Here is an 18,737-nt window from a genome sequence, read left to right on the forward strand (position 1 = left end):
ATCAGAACATATATGATTTGCAATCATCATTTATACATAAGAATAACAGTTGTCTATTCTAATTTAGCTCTTTTGTTTTTTGGATTAATATTCCATACATCACAAAAACAAAAGCAGCATAAAAAAATTGACCACGCGATACGCCTACCCCGTATGGAAACCAAATGCCTGGTATAATATGTAATGCAGATACTTCTTTCGGAAACAAACCTATTGCAACCAATATTATTGCTATTAAAACCAATAAATCTTTAATACCCTTTTTACGCATTCCCTGATAAGTAATAAATACCAGCAATATTAAAAACAACGGTCTTATATAATCTGTAATTGCAAGATGCGTTTGGAATAAAGTTTTGGAAACCGGTAAAAGTTCAAAGAGTTGAAATGCCATGTACGTTACAGTAAGTATTGCAATAATTTCAGGCATCCGCTTTGGTTGACGCAGCTCAAACCATTCCCGCCACGCCATTAGCCAACTGCCAAGCAGTAAAGGCCTGAGGATAACTGAACCCAAAATAGTGGATTGATATCCGCTCTCTATTTGAAACCAGAAGTAAACAGCCTGGTTAAGCCGTATCAATCCTAATAAAATCAAAGCCACAATAAACCATTTACATGTTTGTTTTTGTTTTCTGCTATTGTTTAGTAAAAACATGGTTATTGCCAACAAAACAAACATGATTGGTAAAACCACTTCTACTATATAGCCTTTTATAGTTTGATTCCATTGAAACCTGTATTTTTTTTCAACGTAGGTTTTCTCGCCAAGAGCCGGAGCAATGTGTATTCCGCCTACATCGGGCGCCTGATGGCCTGAACTCATCCATACCCTGAAAGCAATTGTAATAATTTTTTCCTTTTTTACACTTTCAGGCAACACAAACATACGTGGCTGAATACTGTAAACCGTTGGAACTTTACCAAAGAAATTACCAGAACTACCTACAAGTGACCCATTAATAAATAGTTGATAAGCATCATCTACAGCAGGCGGCGCTGCTAAAGCTAAATTATTGCTGGCCGGCAAATTATCTAATCGAACTTTCAGCCGGTACCAGGCATAACCTGCATAGTTTGGATGCCCTGTGGCAGACCAGCCAGGTATGTAGCCTGAAAGTCCCACATCTCCATCATGTGCGCCGGGCGGTGCTGTAAGATCTATGGTTTCCCACCCCAAATCATCATAGTTGCACTGGGCATATTGTATATTATCACCAATTGCAAATTTCCACGGACCATTAAGCGTTATAATATTTTTATCGGAGAGCAATGCCTGTTCAGTAGTTACAGAATGGGAAAGGTATATAATTACACCTGCTGCCAAAAGCAATGAAATAAACATCATCAGGTAAATAACAAAAGCACTTTTTACGTTTTGATGAATGTTCATACAATTTTAAGTTTGGTTAGTAACATTGGCTAAGGGTAAGCTATTTGCCTTACCTGGTAAGATTTAAACAGAACAGTAAAAGCGAATTAAGCAAAATTTCATTCTAAATATCATTAGCATTTAGCCTTAAATACATCCTCCACATTCCTTTAAGTTCTTCTTTAAAGTGTGGATAATCTATTATGGTTTTATCATAAAACCGGAAGCCTCTTTTTTTATAAAAAGCAATTGCTTCTTCGTTTGTGTCAATAACCGAGAGCCAAAATATTTTTTTACAATTCTTTTCTGCAATATTAAAAGCTATGTTAAGTAGCTTCTTACCAATGTTCATTCCCTTAAACAGTGGCAGAACATAAATCTTTTCAAGCTCAATATCCTGGCTATTATTTTGGCCATCGATATCAGGCGATAAATTGATTTTCATAAACGCAACCGGGTTATTATTAATAAAAGCAACATAATATTGAATTCTATTGTTGTTTAACTCTGCTGCTAACACATCCTGTCCAAACGAATTGTTGAGATAATTTTCTAAACCACCCGGCTCCCAGTGGTTATAAAAATTTTGAGTATATGCATCACAACAGATTTTGTGCAGCAATTCTACATCGTCTATTGACATCAATCTAAATTCAGTTTCCTGCTGTATCATTAGTTAATTTATTATAGTATATATCCCTCATTAAATAACGCATCATTCTTTATACATCTTCTGTTAATGCACGTTCAATATTTTTATCAGGTAAGAGCCATAACACGGCAACAAAAATGAGCAGCAACTCTGAAATAATCGGAGACAAAAAAGCAAAAGGAATAGCTATAATATACATTAGCAGAGAAACCAATCCCTTCTTCTTTTGTGCAACCAATGCTTCAGAAAACTTTGTAGTGTGGCGCTGGTTTAACGTTATAACATTTTGCAACACATAAAAAGCAATAGCAGATAGCAACAAATTGGTTGCATAAGTTGCAATTGGCAAAGCACCAAAATGCGTTTGGCCTATCCAGCCTGTAGAAAATGGAATGAATGAAACAAAAAACAACAACGCCAAATTTGCCCATATTATTTTAGTGTTTACCAGTTGAACCGTATGAAGCAAGTGGTGATGATTTGCCCAGTAAGTGCCAATAAAAATAAAGCTGAACATATAACTTATAAAAACAGGAAAGAGGTTAATAAGCGCAGTAAAACTGGCCTCATGAGGAGCTTTCATCTCCAGTATCATAATGGTAATAATGATGGCAAATACGCCATCGCTAAACGCTTCTATCCTTGCTTTTATCATTTGAAATATGATCTTGTATTTTGAAATTGGTATAACGGTGTGATCTTATTTTAACCACACGCCAATGATCACATTATTTATTTGTTTACCTTTTTATTATTATGATAAACTCAACAATTCTTTTCCAACCTTGTCTGCCGAAAGCGCTACCATGAATTGACAGCCATAGCCGGGATAGGCAGAGAACATTAACTGCTCGAAATTTTTTCTCGTATCATCATTAAATACTCCGCTTCCTTTTGTTGCAATTAAGACGTTGGAACAATAGGTTAGAAAGTATTCCCGCTGTGCAGCTATGGCAGAAAAACCGGATGACTCACCATGCCCAGGAAAAAGTGTTTTGAAAGAGTTCAATACCGGTGAAAGCGATTCCAGATTAGCAAGCCATCGAAGAATGCTTCCGTCATTCATGTAGGTGTGATTATTATTGTACACCAGATCTCCAATGAAGGCAGCTTTATTTTCATCTTCCATGAGCCAGATTGAATTAGCATCACAATCACCGCCCGAGCCAATATCGATCACCGTAAAGTTAATTGAACCAATTTTTACAGTGTCGCCGCCATTAACCAGCTCATTGGGATAAATCCATTTGGGTATCCACTCTGCTCCAAACAAGGCAGACCATTGTTTGTGCTTTGCTTCTTCAGTATCTTCCATTAGCTTTTTTACAGACGGCAGTGCGTAAACAGGAATATTATTTTCCGGGGCAAGATTGTACGTTCCTGCTACGTGATCAGGATGCCCGTGTGTTAGAATAATGCCGGCGATTGGTTTCTTTAATTCCAAAGCTTTTTGTTTCAGCGCTTTGCTATCGCTCATTGTCAGCGTTGTATCTATAATAACAAGTTCGTTTGCTGCTTCAACAATAAAGGCATTTACTTTTAACATAGGCTCGCTTGAGGTATAACAATGAATTTTTGTTTGCATTTTTTTTGATTTTAATTAAACTATACTTTTTTCAGTAACAAAACTAAATACAGTACATTTGGCCAGCAATAACTGTCAGGTTTGACAGCCTAAAGTTTTAAGATCATGATCATTAAAGGTGAAAACGTTGCTTACAGGCTTAATGGAAAAATCTATCATTGCGCCATGGACATTACGATGGATTATATTGGAGGCAAATGGAAAAGTGTTGTCCTATGGTATTTAAAACATGGTACGCACCGGTTTACAGAATTAAAAAAAGCGATTCCTGACATAACTGAAAAGATGCTTAGTATCCAGCTTCGCGCTTTAGAAGCCGATGGATTAATTAAACGAAAAGTTTATGGTACCAAGCCCCCCGTCCGTGTTGAATACTCCCTCACTCCGTTTGGCCGGTCGCTGACAGACGCCCTTAATGCCATTGCCAAATGGGGAAGAAATCTTGGAGAAAAGGATGGGGAACTGGTAAATATTAAATGAAGAAGTGTTTTTCCTGATAATCCCATACACTAACAAACTAAACCTGTACAAACCCGCAACAGCTTATTCTTTCGCTTTTTATTTTTTATAACTTCAGACGGAACAATACATCCATTTATGATATGGAATCTTTCAAAGGCTTTCAAATCTGCAGGTATTCTTTAACAGCATCTATCTCAATCACTGGTTCTTTCAACAAATAAGATTTTATTTCAGAAAGAAACAATTTTAAATGTTCAGAATTAAAATGAGTATCCAAAGCTTCCTGGTCTTTATAAATTTCAACAAAAAGAAATTCTGATTTTCTTGAAAAATTCTGGTAGAGGTTGTACGATACATTACCGTCCTCCTTTCTGCTTTTCTCCAGTATTTTATCCGCACAGAATTTGAATGATGCAAGGGATGCCTCGTTCAAAAGCAACCTGGCTATAACTCTTTTTTTCATAGCATTATTTATTTATTTATTAATTAATTTCATTGCTCCATTGATTGTAACGTGCTCCAACATTTGAATTAATACCCAGGTCTAATGCCGAATGTAAAGTTGTAATGCTTTCTTTTTCGTCTGCCGGGCCGTACGCATAGCGCATACCTATACAACCCAGTCCGATAGCAGATAATTTCTCGGTTGAATTGCCTAATTTTCTGTATTGCATATACTTTGAATTTTAGAGCAAAGTTACCAGTGCAATAAGGGCGGCTGTTTAAGCGATTCAAACAGAACCTTATAAAATTCAAACAATTGACGTGCGGAGTTTACTGGGAGCTTCTCCGGTAATCTTTCTGAAAAAATTGGTGAAGTATGGTAGATATTCGAACCCGAGGGAATACGCAATTTCCGAAATAGTCCAGTCAGTATGTTGGAGCAGTACACCCGCCTCCTGAACAATTCTCTCAGCAATATGTTGCGTGGTAGTTTTGCCGGTAATATTTTTTACCGAACGATTAAGATGATTAACATGAACAGAGAGGTGGCGGGCATAATCTGTAGCTGTCTTCAATTTGAGGTGCATTTGAGGACTATCGATAGGAAACTGCCGCTCCAGCAGTTCTAAAAAAAGTGTATATATTCGGGATGAAGCATTTTTATGCTTTTGAAAATTGTCACCCGGCTCCATTTTCATGGCTTCATGTATAACCAGGTGCAGGTAGTTGCGCAGCACTTCATATTTATACTTATAATCAGCATGCAATTCTCTCATCATTTTCCGGTACATATCTGCAATATCTGCCTGCTGTAATTTATTCATAAAATATACCGGGTTGCCGCCTACACGAAATAAACACGATTCCTGTAAAACGCCATTCCTGTCCTGCGGTAAAATAAATGTCTCTGTAAAAATACAAAACCAGCCACTTTGATTTTTCGATTCCGCCTCCCAGGAATATGGGATCAGCGGGTTGGAAAAAAGTAATGCAGGTTTATCAATATAAATCCATTTGTTGGCATAGTGCAGTTTGCCCGTTCCGATAATAAAAGATATCTTATAAAAATCCCTGCGGCTGTATGGTGTATTTACAGAACATTCATCACGCTCAAAAACATTAAAATGTCCAAAACCGGGGCTGTTCTGTATTTTGCCTGAATAATTAAGAGAAGGCAGACGGTTATAGAATGCCTGCACATTTTCAACAACTTTCATACATTAAAATTATATTTTCAAACGAAACCTAAATGTCCGGCTTAAGTCTATCGTTAACTTTTAATAAGAATCTGCTCTACTTCATCTAACCAGGCATTTCTTTGCTCTAACGTGCTATCTACAACAACTGTAAAAACCATCCTTACTACGTCTGGCACACCACAAAAATCAAATACACAATTCTTCCAGATCAGGTTCAATGGATCACCAAAAACTTCACGTTCTCTTTCAATACTTGTATTTGCCGTATTGAAAATATAAACGCGTTTCAATTGTAATAATCCAACCGGCTTACCTCCTTCACCGCCCTTTGGAAATGTGTAAGCCACCTGCAGCCTTAATATCCTGTCTATCCAGCCACACAATAAAGCCGGCGGTTTTCCCCACCAATTTGGATGAATAATGATGAGTATATCCGATTCGTTCAGATCCCGGATATATTCTTCCACCATGGGGTCAAAAGACTTGTCAATAATTTCCTCATAAGGTAATACAGGATTAAAATTTTCTTTATACAGATCATGAAAAATGATTTGATATCCGTTTGAGCTTAAAACCTTTTCTACCCTGCTTGCTATGGCATGATTAAAACTCCCGGTATTAGGATGACATACAATTATCTGTGCCTTCATACTTTCCAGATTAATCAATTTTATTAAAAAGCGGCGGCCAAGCATCAATTAAACTGCGCATCAACGGTTGGTCGTTTTTCGCGGTTAGCCAACTCCCAGGCAGTATAAAATATTAGTTCAGCGCGCTTCACAAGCAAATTACAATTAATCTTATCTACTTCATCTGAAGGCTGATGGTAATCGGCATGAAGCCCATTAAAATAAAAGATAACCGGAACACCCTTTGAAGCAAAACTGTATTGATCTGACCGGTAATAGAACCTGTTGCTATCGTCCGGCGCATCATATGTATAATCAATCTTCAGTTTCGTATATAAATTATTTACGTTTTCGTTAATAGCACGTAACTCCGTGCCGTGCCTGGCTGAACCTATACTATATACATAATTTGCCGAGTCTGGTTTTCCCAAATATTCTGAACCAGTCCGGCCAATCATATCAACATTCAGGTCGGCAACGGTATTAATTAATGGTTTTAAGGGATGATCACAATAATAGGCTGACCCTAATAACTGTTCTTCTTCAGCAACCGTTGCCAGAAATAAAACACTCCGCCGCGGGCCATGCCCATGTTTTTGGGCTTCGGAAAAAGCCGCTGCAATTTCTAAAATAGCCGCTATGCCCGAGGCATTATCATCTGCACCATTATTGATCCTGTCAACGCCTGTATCGTTTAATCCAAGATGATCATAGTGCGCAGACAAAACCAGCAGCTCGTCTTTAAGATCGCTCCCGGGTATTAACCCCAGCACATTTGCCGCATCAATGTTTGTGATATTTGTATTATATGATGCTTCAAAACGGGCGCCGATTGAATAAGCCCTGAAATTATCATGCGAAGCTTCCTGTTTAAGATCAGCATAATATTTACCACCGGTTTTTGAAATTGCGCCGGCAATTACCGTGTCTGCAAGAAATATGGGAACTTTCCCTGCAAGCTCAGTTGAAATTGATAACCTGGGGCCTGTAACACTCTTACGATACCGAATTAAAACGCCTGGCACATCGGCATTAATAGCAAGTATCATTGCCGGACGTTTACTTTCTAACTTATGGAGAATAAGTTTACGGTTGTCTGAAAACCGGCCGCTCGTATTACCCGCATCACCAGCCATTGGTTTGTCTTCATTTATCCAAAGCAGCACTTTCTGGTTAAGGTCTATATTTTCAATCTCACTGTTAGTGCCATAGCCAACAAATATCACATTGCGGGAACGAATGGCACCACTAGCATAGCTGTCATTAACAAAAAAACTTTTATTGAATTTGAAATGATGATTGTTAACTGAAAAACCGGTTACATAAAATTCAGTTTTTACTATCGGAACATTCATGAACCAAGAACCGTTAACCGGCGCTTTCAAACCTGCACAACCATATGCTGCTGCAATATAACCGGCGGCCTTTTTTGCACCCGGTTCACCAGTTCTCCGGCCTTCCACACTATCAGAAGATAGCACTGCTATATGCCTTCTTATATTGTTTACGTTTATGAATTTGGCGTAAAGAAGTGCATTGTTATTTGTTTGCGAAGCCAGCCCGGTGCTAATTATGCAAGCCATTAAAAAAATAAATAACCGTTTCATATTACTGTATTATAAACAGCCAAAATAAGAAAGGGCTATGCGTAAATCATGTGCAGGAATGATGAATTTTGTGATATACTAAAGGTGAGTGCCCATAATATTTTTTGAACAGCCTGCAAAAAGAACTGGTGTCTTCAAAGCCGCATTGCAGGGTTAATTCCTGCAGATTAATACTGTCTTTAAGCAAAAGTTCTGCTGCGTAACGCATGCGCACAGCAGTTAAATATTGATGTGGGGAAACACCGAAAACCTGCCTGAAATATCGTACCAGGTGGGGCACGGATATAATGGCATTCCGGCTTAAAAGCTCAAGGTTAATATTATCAAAACTTGAATGCAGTATATCTTTAGCAACACATAATCTTTTATAAATTTCTTTCCTGGTACTCGCTTTTACAGCAGTAATTTTTTTTGTTTGCTGCATCACTAACTTATGTTCAAGCAACAGGCGGTGCAGCAACCTTATCATAAATTCGTCGGCGCTGTTTTTATGATACCCATATTTATTAATCGAACGTAACATTGCGGATACCAAATTCATTAAACCGGGCTGAAGTTGATACAAGGTTTGAAAAAATCCGGGCATTTGCCCTTCGTGATCATTGCAATCGTCCGGCAGCTTTACATCCGGTTGTTGAAAATCGTTAAAAACGGATACAGCAAATTTTTGCCTGAAAAAGATTGCTACAGATTGTACATCCATGCCTGTTTCAATTTCACTTGAATAAGACTGGTCGTCGTTGAGGATTAGAAACTGGCCGGGCCTTACGGTAATTTGATTACCATTAACAATGTATTTTTCAGTGCCCGATAGTACAGTTTTAAATGAAAGGCAGCCCACATGTTCTTTGCAATAACTCTTCCTCGTTACAGCGTTAACAATTACATTATGTGTATGAAATAATTCAAAATGTGCTTTTTCGTCAAAGCCTGGTTTTGAATGATCAGGAAGGGCATTAATGTACATTATAATAGGCAGAATTATGAGTAAAACATTTGGTTGCAAATTTATTCATACTAATAGAAAGCTTAAACAGTTGACGGGTAAGTTTGAATATTGCGCGCCATTCAGCCAAAAGTATAAAACCAAAATTAAGTATGCAAGTAATGGTTAAATTAGAGAAAGGGTATGTTAGCCAACATATTCAACACCCCATTTATAGAGCTCGTTGATAATCGGCTCTAACTTTTCTCCTTTTATCGTTAAAGTGTATTCAACTGTTGGCGGAACGGTTGCAAAAACCTCTCTGACAACAATTCCATTGGCTTCCATATTCTTCAATTCCTTGACCAACATGCGGGTATTAATGTTTGGAATAAGGCGCTCTAATTCACTGAAACGCTTTTTACCGGGGAATAATGCATAGATGATTGACATAGACCATTTCCCGCCTATAACACCTAAAATTTCCTGGAGGGTGCATCGTTCATCACTTTTTTTAATTTTTCTTTGGCTCATAACCGGCTGATTATCTGTTAGGCTTTACTTCGTGTTATTACTGTACAAAAGTGTAACCACTTTCAAAAGTAAAGTATTGTATTTACTTTGCAACTCATTTTTTAATAAACAATATGGAAAATACATTGAAAGGGCAGGTTGCCCTGGTAACAGGTGGAACAAAAGGCATTGGTAAAGCCATTGCCGATAGCTTAAGTATGCGGGGCGCCCGGATTATAGTAACAGCCAGAGCTGCACCCGGAGAAAATATTAATGCACATCATTTTATAGCTGCTGACCTCTCCGTGCCCGAAAGTGCCGGGATAATAGCAAAAGAAGTGTTGGACAGATTCGGCAGGATAGATATTATTATCAATAATGCAGGTGCCAATTTAAGCCCCGGCGGCGGTTTCAGCACGCTTTCGGACGAACATTGGAATAATGACTGGCAACTCAATTTTATGTCTGTCGTTCGCATTAATAAAGCTTTGTTACCAACTATGATCGAACAAAAAACCGGTGTAATCATTAATGTTTCTACCGGTGCTGCAAAACTGCCTATCTGGGAAATGACTATGTCTTACTCGTCAGCTAAAGCGGCTTTAAATGTGTACAGTAAAGCCCTGGCAAATGAAGTAGCTGGTAAAGGTATAAGGGTAAATGTAGTGTCTCCGGGTGTAGTTAAAACACCCCTGATGCTGGAGTTTATAGAGAATATGGTAAAAGCTTCGAACACCAGTTTTGACGACAGTTTTAAAGCAGTGATGGAGAAAATAGGCGTGCCCTTGGGCAGGATGGCAGAACCGGAAGAAATTGCAAATCTTGTAGCATTCCTTGTTTCTTCGGAAGCAAGCTATATCACAGGCATCAATTATTCGGTTGACGGTGGTGCGCTACCTGTCGTTTAAAGCAGTTCGCAGTTGTAATAGTTGGCTTAAGGGAAAGTAACAAGCTTTACATTCTGATTAGCAAGGGTAAGCACATTTTCAGCACTAAAAATGGTTAGTGTAATATAAAAGGCAGGCATTGATGCCTGCCTTTTATATTATGAAACCACCGCTTAGCTGCACTTCTATTTTGCCTGGCTTGAACCAAAAACCTGTTTTAATAATTCCGTAACACGGGCAGCCGGGTCTTTCCTGATCTTTTGTTCTTCGAGGCCCACTTCATAAAAAATACCATCAATCGCTTTTTGGGTTACATAAGCCGTGATATCGGTGGGAACTTTTTTAGTGGCAAATTTATTATACGCTGTAAAGAGGTCGCTCCAGTATTTGGTCGCATCTACTTTATTCAAAGAGTTCGCAATAACCGGGCTGAAAGCTTTCGTAAGCTGCGCAGTGGTCTTATCTTTAAAATAATTGGTAGCCGCAAAATCACCACCTTGCAAAATACCCAGTGCATCTGTAATCGTCATTTGTTTAATGGCACTCGTAAAAATAGGGGTAGCCGATTTGGCGGCATCTTCAGCAGCACGGTTTAAAGAAAGAATGGCTTTATCAACCAGGCTTCCCAGCCCGAACTGGCGCAAAGTTTTCTCAACATTCTGAGCTTCGGGCGGCATTAAAATTTTTATGGCGGCATCTGCAAAAAAACCATCTACGGCGCTTAACTGATTGGCGCTGTTTTGTGTGCCAATGATAAGCGCCTGTTTTAAACCGGCAATTATTTGAGACTGTGATAAATTATTATTAGAAGATGAAGGCAGTGAACCGGCTACCTGCTGCAGCTCGGTACAGGAGCAGAGAAAAATGGTTGTAAAAAAAAGAAACGCTATTTTTTTCATTTTACTGTTTAGTTTGAAAAAGCTTAAAATAATGCCAGTTTAAGTGAATCCGCGCTTTATTACAAATTATTAATATTTGCGAATATATTTTTGCTGCAATTAACAACACAGCTTTTTCATGAAATTATCACACCTCCTTCCCTGCATTGTACTTTTTTTAGCCTGTAATAATAATAACCAGCCGGATAAAATAACAGGTAATAATAACCCTGCTCCTCCAATGATAAACTATTCAATCGTAAAAGTTTATCCGCACGATACATCTTCCTATACCGAAGGCCTGGAATGGAGAAATAACAGTTTGTATGAAAGTGGTGGTAACTATGGAAGCAGCAAAATTTATCAAACCACATTGGAAGGCAAAACCCTGCAATCGCTCCCGTTGCCAAAAGAATTTTTTGGCGAAGGCATTACTATTCTGAACAATAAAATTTACCAGCTCACTTACCGGGAACATAAGGTATTTGTTTACGATGCAGCTACATTTAAAAAAATAAAAGAGATGGAATGGCCTTATGAAGGTTGGGGCATGACGAATAACGGGAAAGATTTAATTATAAGCACCGGCAGCAGCGTGCTTTATTTTGTTGACCCTGAAAACTTTAAAATCCTTAACCAGTTTAGCGTTACCGATAATTATGGCCCGGTAAGTAATTTAAATGAACTGGAATACGTAGATAGTGTTATATATGCGAATATTTATCAAACCGATTATATTGTAAAGATCGATCCCGAAACGGGTAGCGTGCTGGGCAAGCTGGATTTGAGTGGCATCCTGGCTAAAAGCGGTATGCCGGTAAATATTCAAAATTATACGTCAACAACAGGATATGTTTTAAACGGCATTGCCTATGATTCTGCTAAAAACAGCTTTTTCGTAACCGGTAAAATGTGGCCGGCACTTTTTGAAATAAAACTGAACAACTGATCTGGAATTGTTTTTGCACAATAAAGCAATAAATCTTTTATGACGAAACTTTCTACCGTTACTCTATTCATAGCTATTATTATTCTTGCATCCTCCTGCGCCCGCATATTAAGGCCGGGCACCGGCAACGCTAAAAACAATAAACGCAATACCAATAAAACTGCCGGCAATAAAAATAATAATGCGCCTTCAGCCACTACCACAGCAAATGTTACCACGTTAAAAAATATTGTATTTAGCACAGCCGCTAATGCCAATGGCATTAATCAGAAACTTGCACTGGATGTTTATAAGCCTGCTGACGCAGCCGAAAAAAAATTCCCTGCGATCTTTCTTATTCATGGCGGCGGTTTTGTGAATGGCGATAAAAATTCGCTTACATCAACCTCCTCCAAACTGGCGGCTAATGGCTACGTGGTTGTTTCACTTAATTACAGGCTTGGTTTTGGAAAGAATGGCGCCCGCTCCAACTGCGCCGACAGTAATCTTTTAAAACAGGCTCTTTACCGTTCTGTTGAAGATGCATACGAAGCCATTAATTATGTTGTTCAGCGTGCAGATGATTATAATGTAGATAAGAACTGGATTTTTATTGGCGGGCAAAGCGCAGGCGCTATTACGGCATTGTCAACTGCTTACTTTCAAAACGATCGTACACAAAGATTTTTCTCCAGTGCTGCAGAACAATCAGGAACATTTAATGCAGCCAAGAACGGTTTTACCATTCGGGGTGTAATAAGTATGTGGGGTGCATTTTTAGACCCCGGGCTAATTACGGCTAAAACAGCATTGCCAACCATATTTTTCCAGGGAGAGAGAGATAATGTGGTGCCGTTTAATACAAGGCCCTTTGCACCCTGCGCTGTGGCAACGCCCATTTATGGAACGCGTCCTTTATACACCCGCCTGAAAAATTTAGGCGTAACAGCCATTGCACATGTTGATCCCCAGGGTGGACATGGTGTTTTTACGGAAGATTTCAGAATAAAGAATATTCTTTGTTTTTTGAATGATGTAAGACAAGGCCTGGTAAAACAGGTTTATCTTACCGGCGTTCAAAACAGTTGCGGCAATTAGTTTGGTGAGGAATGAGTTGATTGGTTAAATCAGGCATTTGGATATAAGCTCTTGAACAATTGAACCTATAAACTGCAAAACCAAAGCTCTCATTAAGCAGCATACTCCTCCGAAGGGATTTCAAATTTTTCGAGTATCCCCGAAGCAAGTTTCATGGCGCGGCCAATTGCCTGGTCCATATCGTAATACCTGTATTCACCCAGCCTTCCGCATATAAGTACATTTTCCAGTTTTTCGCTTTCAGCCCTGTATTGTTCATACAATTGCTTATTGGCCTTATCAGGAAAAGGATATTCAAAGCTGGCTGAATTTTCCGGCGTAAAAGGTGTTTCATGCGTAAGCATTGTTCCTTTCACTTTATCTTTTTCATCCGGGTGCATTAAATGCTTCCATTCAATGGTTCTTATGCGTGGGTCTTCCACATTTGGATAATTAACCTGTATGCAGGGCTGATGTTGCGTTTCTTCAATATGTTCTACGCGCCGCTCCTGGCCGCGGTATTTTAATTTGCCATATTTATAGCCAAAAAACTCATCAATAGGCCCGGTGAAGATGAGCATTTTCTTAGCCGTCACCTTGTCTTTATGCAGCAGGTAATCTGTTTCAAGTTCCAAAGGAATGCCATCAATCATATTACGCACCATTTCGGTGTAACCGTTACGGGGTAAAGCATTCCATCGGTGATTGGGCGTTAGCGTATTTACGTTTGATTTATTAATTGTAATACGTACCGCCAATTCCTTATCCAGTTCAGTTGCCTTTACACCCCATTGTTTTTCGGTATATCCTTTTATGAATAATTCATATAGCTGGCGGGGCATTTTTGCAAGGCATGCTTCTTCAAAATTGGAAGGCTCGCCTTTAAAAGTTTCTTCCCCCCAGTCTTTACCGGCGATCTTTTCAATGTAATCCTGGTTCACCGGCCAGTTGAGATATTCACCGTTAACTTTTGACCGTATGGTTGCAGACCAATTATAAAATTCTGTAAACCGGTTTAAAAAATTCCAGATTTTTTCAGAGCCGCACCTGAAATAATGAGGGCCGTATTTATGGATCATTGCCCCACTCTCGTGCCTGTAATCAAAAACATTCCCTGCAAGGTGGTTTTTCCGGTCGAGGATAATTACGTTCTGGTTATGATCTGTAAGTATGCGTGCAATAGTACTGCCAGTCAGCCCTGCGCCAACAATTACGAAGTCTTTTTCAGTCATTAAGCAAATGTAAGTTTTAGTATAAAATTATTTGGCATGTTACAATATGCATATTAATATGCTCCCTTGCCAGATAACACAACAACGGGTGTTTGCATGAGAATTTTCATGTCAAGTAAAAAGGTATAGTCTTCAATATATTCTGTATCATGCTCTATCATAAATTCTGCACTTGTATTATTTTCTCTGTCCCTTATTTGCCATAAGCCGGTAATACCCGGGCGCACAAGACAGCGAACTTCTTTAAATTCAGGATAAGGTACAAGCATAAATGGTACGAGGGGCCTAGGGCCTACTATGCTCATATCACCGAATAACACATTAAAAAGCTGGGGCAGTTCGTCAATACTGGTTTTACGGATAATTTTTCCAATCCAGGTGATGCGTGAATCATTTTTATCTTTATGCAAAACACCCTTTTCAGCACTTTCAATATGGCGTTTATGATCATTATGTTTTACGCTGTGGTCTGTAACCATCGACCGGAATTTATGGCATTTAAAATTTATGCCGCCGTAACCTACCCTGTCGTTACTGTACAGGATGGGGCCCTTTGAAGTTAATTTTATTAAAAGTGCCACAGTTATTAATATAGGAGCAAAAAGTATAATAAGTATAGATGCTACCCAAATATCAAAAGCACGTTTAAGGAAAAATTGAAATGACTTTTTCTGAATTGACCGGCTGATTGTATAAAAAGAACCCTGTTCTTCTGGTTCATTAGCATATACATGAACAAACTCGGTATCTTCAGCAGTATTGCTGGTAAAATTTAGTTTCATAGTTACTTGTTGTTTAAATAGGATACTTAACAAAGATATAAGTTTTCGGAAAAGATTATATGGAAATCAACGACCGTAGTCAATTATTCCGAAAAAAACGTATTTTTCTTGGTTAACGTATCTATCGGGGTAACAAATATGCGCCCTCCCCCTGCAAGCATGATACCAGAATTCATTATTTGCAGAATTATTACTATCATTGCCAAAAACAGCTGCGTTTAAATGCTATTTAATTCCTTAGCCTTCGTTGGTTTTTTTATAATTGTTACATCACTCTTTTTTCTGCTGCCCCATAAATACAGATGGCTGCTATTGTTAATGAGCAGCTGTTATTTCTACATGTCGTTTCTGCCTATATATATATTGGTATTAGGCTTTACGATTGTAATTGATTATTTCGCCGGCATTTTTATTGAGAAAAGCGAAGGGCGGAAAAGAAAGCTTTTCTTATGGCTGAGTATAATCACCAATGTAGGCATACTCGGCTTCTTTAAATATTTTAATTTTATTAATGATAACATAACAATCCTTCTAAAGCTTTTCAACTTTACAAACCCGGTTCAGGACCTAAGCTTTATTCTTCCTATTGGCTTATCGTTTCACACCTTCCAGGCAATGAGTTATACGATAGAAGTTTATCGTGGCAACCAGAAGTCTGAGCGCAATTTCGGAATATATGCTTTGTATGTAATGTTTTACCCGCAGTTAGTGGCAGGGCCCATTGAGCGGCCGCAAAATATTATTCACCAGTTTTATGAACTCAAAAAATTCGAATATGAACGCGTGGTGGCCGGCCTGAAAATTATATTATGGGGGTTTTTTAAAAAGCTGGTGGTGGCCGACAGGCTTGGTATTTATGTAAACACGGTCTTTGCCAATCCTTATCATCACAGCGGCTTAACCTTATTTACAGCCAGCATGTTTTTTTACGTGCAGATATATTGTGATTTTTCCGGTTATTCAGATATTGCCATTGGCAGCGCCAAGGTAATGGGTTACAACCTGATGGAAAACTTCAAAAGGCCACTTTTTGGCCGGAGCTTTGCCGACAAGTGGTACCGCTGGCATATTTCGCTTTACACCTGGTTTAGAGATTATGTATATCAGCCTCTTGCAAAAAGAGCAAGGCGCAACCGGTTTAAACTGCTAAGCTATGTTGTGCTCATCTTTACATTAAGTGGCTTCTGGCACGGCGCCAACTGGACCTTTATTTTATGGGGCATGTCCGCAGGCCTGAGTATTGTAATTGAGCGTATTTATAAAGATAAAGTGCGGCCACATAAATATATAAGTAAAAGATGGATGACTTTCTGGGGTACTTTAATACCATTTCCGATAGGTTGTATTATGCTGGTATTCTTCCGGGCGCCGTCCCTTACCGATGCAATGCACATATTAAGTTCCATCGTTACATTCAAAAGCGGGCACTTCTTTAAGGGAACACCTCCTATCAATTTTTATTACTGCCTCATTGCAATGGGCATGCTTTTTATGGTTGAATACGTTCAGGAATATTATCCCAAAATAAAATTCATCGGCAATAATTCAGTTGTAATAAGATATACGAGCTATGTTTTAGCTATACTGATAATATTAATGATTGGCGTATTTAATGGCGGGCAGTTTATTTACTTCCAATTCTAAGAAAACACAAACAGGTTAGGTTAATGACAAGAGAAGAAATAAATCATGTTGCAAGGTTTTTAAAAAAGTTATCCATTCTTGCAGCCTTGCTTTTTGTATTCGACCGTGGCATTGGATTATTTCTTCAGTATTTATATGAGAAAGATCCGCCGCCTGATATAAAGGCTTTCAATCACGTAATGAACACGCCCCTGGAAGATGTTTATATATTTGGCAGCTCAAAGGCAGCACATGGTTATGTAAGCAATGTTTTTGCCGATACGCTTGGCTTAACCTGTTTTAATGCTGGCAGGGAACAAACCAATATTTTATACGCAGATGTTGTTATGAGCGAAATGCTGCGCAAACATTCTCCCAAACTTGTTATTCTTGACATAACAGCCAAAGAAACCGTGGCGCACAATATGGAAGCCAGCAAGCTTATTCTTGCCAACCTTATGATTCCGCATATCAGTACAGACACTTCTTTTTTACGCATAGGTAAAGAGCTTTTTCCAAAAGAAGTATTTGCAGCCAGGGTATCTATGTTGCAGCGGTATAACTCCCAGGTATTGCCACTCTTGCTTGGCACCAAAAAAAACCGTTTTGAAGAAAACGGCTACCTTCCCATTCACGGTACCAAAATTGAAGGCGAAATACCCGCTTTCCAGGACAAAGGCGAAAGTTATGATACCACGGCAAAAGATTATTTTGAACATTTTGTAACCATGCTGCAGGAAAAAAATGTAAAGCTGGTCATCATACAATCGCCGTATTACGTACAAAAATTTACAACCTCTCCTTCATTAGCTGCATTAATGCCCATCATTAAAAAATATAATGTTGAGTACCTCGATTACTCCTTCGATCCTGAATTTTTCAGGAAAGATTATTTTTATGATAATGTACATTTAAATGATAAGGGTGCTCATGCCTTTTCTGCAAGGCTGGCATCAGATTTAAAGAAAGACTTCGAAAAAAATGATCCTGCAGTTTTAAATAAATCACAAACGGCCAGGCAATGAACGATTTCCTAAAGCAAAACAGTCATCTTCTTGAAAAACCTGTTATCGTTTTTGGTACAGGCCGTTCGGGCACAACTGTGATTTCCGAGATTATTTTTCAGCATGAAGATTTAGCCTGGCATTCTAACTGGCAGGAACTTTTTCCAAAGTTTGCACCCATCAATTACCTGCGGCGTTTATTTGATAATAAATACTGGCGGATAATTGGTATGAATACACAAAACAATAAATCGTTCCGCAATTATGTTTTATTCAGGCCGATTGAACGTTACGATTTTTGGGAAGCAGTTACAGGTAAACGCATAGATTTTTCCCGCAGCTTTTTGCTGAATGAAAAGGCAACACCTGAAGAACAGGAACATATAAGAACGTTTTTTGCACGGATAGTAAAATACCAGAAACGTAAAAGGCTGGCTATAAAAATTACAGGCCCGGCGCGGATGGAATATTTAATGAGCATTTTTCCCGATGCACAGTTTATAAATATTCAGCGTGACCCCGTCGCTACCATTCGTTCATGGATGGAAATTTACTGGAACGAACAAATAACCAACCAGCTTTGGTGGCAGGGCGCTTACACAGAAGCAGAGTTGAAAAAAGCGGAAGAATTATCTTCCGACAAATTCTTATTTGCCGCTTTTCAATACAGGAAACTGATGGAAACAACGCAGCAGGAAATTGAAAAAATGCAGCCTGATATTTATACAACTTCCTATGAAGATTTTGTAAAAGATCCGCAGGTATTTATAAAAAACCTCATGGATTTTGTGCATTTGCAACCGTCGAAACTGGTGGATGCTTTCATGCAAAAATTATCTATTGCTAACCGCAATGAAAGAAAAGCAGTTTCGGAAAAGTCTGAAATAACGCCGGAAATCAAACAGCAAATCATGGAAATTGTAAACGCCTGATGGCTT

Annotated in this window: 21 protein-coding genes; 7 read left to right on the top strand and 14 right to left on the bottom strand. The window is 38.7% G+C overall.

Going from position 1 to position 18,737, the window contains the following annotated elements; translation table 11 throughout:
- Nucleotides 1-58 precede the first annotated feature (58 nt).
- The 4 genes from ACTHN6_RS12375 to ACTHN6_RS12390 form a co-directional block, all read right to left on the bottom strand.
- Nucleotides 59-1,393 (bottom strand): glycoside hydrolase, encoded by a 1,335-nt coding sequence (locus tag ACTHN6_RS12375; RefSeq protein ID WP_440436076.1) that lies wholly within the window; start codon nucleotides 1,391-1,393, stop codon nucleotides 59-61.
- A gap of 103 nt (nucleotides 1,394-1,496) precedes the next feature.
- A complete protein-coding gene (locus ACTHN6_RS12380; protein WP_440436077.1) occupies nucleotides 1,497-2,045 on the bottom strand; it encodes a GNAT family N-acetyltransferase in 549 nt (182 codons plus the stop codon).
- 49 nt (nucleotides 2,046-2,094) lie between these two features.
- Nucleotides 2,095-2,679 carry a TMEM175 family protein gene (locus ACTHN6_RS12385; RefSeq protein ID WP_440436078.1) on the bottom strand — a complete coding sequence of 195 codons (585 nt, stop codon included), beginning with the start codon at nucleotides 2,677-2,679 and terminating at the stop codon, nucleotides 2,095-2,097.
- 99 nt (nucleotides 2,680-2,778) lie between these two features.
- A complete protein-coding gene (locus ACTHN6_RS12390) occupies nucleotides 2,779-3,609 on the bottom strand; it encodes an MBL fold metallo-hydrolase (RefSeq protein WP_440436079.1) in 831 nt (276 codons plus the stop codon).
- A 105-nt stretch (nucleotides 3,610-3,714) separates the two neighbouring features.
- Between ACTHN6_RS12390 and ACTHN6_RS12395 the strand changes: the two genes are divergently transcribed.
- Nucleotides 3,715-4,089, top strand: coding sequence for a winged helix-turn-helix transcriptional regulator (locus ACTHN6_RS12395; protein WP_440436080.1), 375 nt, complete (start codon nucleotides 3,715-3,717; stop codon nucleotides 4,087-4,089).
- A 142-nt stretch (nucleotides 4,090-4,231) separates the two neighbouring features.
- Here ACTHN6_RS12395 and ACTHN6_RS12400 read toward each other — a convergent pair whose 3' ends face one another.
- The 7 genes from ACTHN6_RS12400 to ACTHN6_RS12430 form a co-directional block, all read right to left on the bottom strand.
- Entirely contained in the window at nucleotides 4,232-4,534 is a 303-nt protein-coding gene (locus tag ACTHN6_RS12400; protein ID WP_440436081.1) for a putative quinol monooxygenase, read from the bottom strand.
- Between the two features lie 19 nt (nucleotides 4,535-4,553).
- Nucleotides 4,554-4,745: a hypothetical protein gene (locus ACTHN6_RS12405; RefSeq protein WP_440436082.1), complete on the bottom strand. Its 192-nt coding sequence runs from the start codon at nucleotides 4,743-4,745 to the stop codon at nucleotides 4,554-4,556.
- A gap of 78 nt (nucleotides 4,746-4,823) precedes the next feature.
- Entirely contained in the window at nucleotides 4,824-5,732 is a 909-nt protein-coding gene (locus ACTHN6_RS12410) for a helix-turn-helix domain-containing protein (protein ID WP_440436083.1), read from the bottom strand.
- Between the two features lie 53 nt (nucleotides 5,733-5,785).
- Complete coding sequence (locus ACTHN6_RS12415; protein ID WP_440436084.1) at nucleotides 5,786-6,364, bottom strand: NAD(P)H-dependent oxidoreductase; 579 nt, start codon at nucleotides 6,362-6,364, stop codon at nucleotides 5,786-5,788.
- A 44-nt stretch (nucleotides 6,365-6,408) separates the two neighbouring features.
- Nucleotides 6,409-7,926: a M28 family peptidase gene (locus ACTHN6_RS12420; protein ID WP_440436085.1), complete on the bottom strand. Its 1,518-nt coding sequence runs from the start codon at nucleotides 7,924-7,926 to the stop codon at nucleotides 6,409-6,411.
- A gap of 70 nt (nucleotides 7,927-7,996) precedes the next feature.
- On the bottom strand, nucleotides 7,997-8,917 hold the full coding sequence (locus ACTHN6_RS12425) for a helix-turn-helix transcriptional regulator (RefSeq protein WP_440436086.1): 921 nt from the start codon (nucleotides 8,915-8,917) through the stop codon (nucleotides 7,997-7,999).
- A 165-nt stretch (nucleotides 8,918-9,082) separates the two neighbouring features.
- Nucleotides 9,083-9,409: a winged helix-turn-helix transcriptional regulator gene (locus ACTHN6_RS12430; RefSeq protein WP_440436087.1), complete on the bottom strand. Its 327-nt coding sequence runs from the start codon at nucleotides 9,407-9,409 to the stop codon at nucleotides 9,083-9,085.
- A gap of 113 nt (nucleotides 9,410-9,522) precedes the next feature.
- Between ACTHN6_RS12430 and ACTHN6_RS12435 the strand changes: the two genes are divergently transcribed.
- Entirely contained in the window at nucleotides 9,523-10,296 is a 774-nt protein-coding gene (locus tag ACTHN6_RS12435) for an SDR family oxidoreductase (RefSeq protein WP_440436088.1), read from the top strand.
- 164 nt (nucleotides 10,297-10,460) lie between these two features.
- On the opposite strand, the gene ACTHN6_RS12440 is transcribed toward ACTHN6_RS12435, so the two are convergent.
- Complete coding sequence (locus tag ACTHN6_RS12440) at nucleotides 10,461-11,174, bottom strand: DUF4197 domain-containing protein (protein ID WP_440436089.1); 714 nt, start codon at nucleotides 11,172-11,174, stop codon at nucleotides 10,461-10,463.
- Between the two features lie 118 nt (nucleotides 11,175-11,292).
- Between ACTHN6_RS12440 and ACTHN6_RS12445 the strand changes: the two genes are divergently transcribed.
- Both ACTHN6_RS12445 and ACTHN6_RS12450 read left to right on the top strand, forming a co-directional pair.
- Nucleotides 11,293-12,102, top strand: a complete 810-nt coding sequence (locus ACTHN6_RS12445) for a glutaminyl-peptide cyclotransferase (RefSeq protein ID WP_440436090.1) — start codon at nucleotides 11,293-11,295, stop codon at nucleotides 12,100-12,102.
- 39 nt (nucleotides 12,103-12,141) lie between these two features.
- A complete protein-coding gene (locus ACTHN6_RS12450; RefSeq protein ID WP_440436091.1) occupies nucleotides 12,142-13,179 on the top strand; it encodes an alpha/beta hydrolase in 1,038 nt (345 codons plus the stop codon).
- Nucleotides 13,180-13,271: 92 nt separating this feature from the next.
- Here ACTHN6_RS12450 and ACTHN6_RS12455 read toward each other — a convergent pair whose 3' ends face one another.
- Complete coding sequence (locus ACTHN6_RS12455) at nucleotides 13,272-14,390, bottom strand: UDP-galactopyranose mutase (RefSeq protein ID WP_440436092.1); 1,119 nt, start codon at nucleotides 14,388-14,390, stop codon at nucleotides 13,272-13,274.
- Nucleotides 14,391-14,443: 53 nt separating this feature from the next.
- A complete protein-coding gene (locus ACTHN6_RS12460; RefSeq protein WP_440436093.1) occupies nucleotides 14,444-15,172 on the bottom strand; it encodes a sugar transferase in 729 nt (242 codons plus the stop codon).
- Nucleotides 15,173-15,490: 318 nt separating this feature from the next.
- Between ACTHN6_RS12460 and ACTHN6_RS12465 the strand changes: the two genes are divergently transcribed.
- From ACTHN6_RS12465 to ACTHN6_RS12475, 3 genes are read left to right on the top strand one after another with little or no spacing between them, the layout of a single operon-like run.
- Entirely contained in the window at nucleotides 15,491-16,816 is a 1,326-nt protein-coding gene (locus ACTHN6_RS12465) for an MBOAT family O-acyltransferase (protein WP_440436094.1), read from the top strand.
- A 23-nt stretch (nucleotides 16,817-16,839) separates the two neighbouring features.
- The gene (locus ACTHN6_RS12470) at nucleotides 16,840-17,820 is read left to right on the top strand and encodes a hypothetical protein (RefSeq protein WP_440436095.1); all 981 of its coding nucleotides are present in this window, start codon (nucleotides 16,840-16,842) and stop codon (nucleotides 17,818-17,820) included.
- Nucleotides 17,817-18,731 carry a sulfotransferase gene (locus ACTHN6_RS12475; RefSeq protein WP_440436096.1) on the top strand — a complete coding sequence of 305 codons (915 nt, stop codon included), beginning with the start codon at nucleotides 17,817-17,819 and terminating at the stop codon, nucleotides 18,729-18,731. The genes ACTHN6_RS12470 and ACTHN6_RS12475 overlap by 4 nt, the downstream gene beginning before the upstream one ends.
- Nucleotides 18,732-18,737 lie beyond the last annotated feature (6 nt).

The organism is Parafilimonas sp. (assembly GCF_051953455.1).
Classification (GTDB): domain Bacteria; phylum Bacteroidota; class Bacteroidia; order Chitinophagales; family Chitinophagaceae; genus Parafilimonas.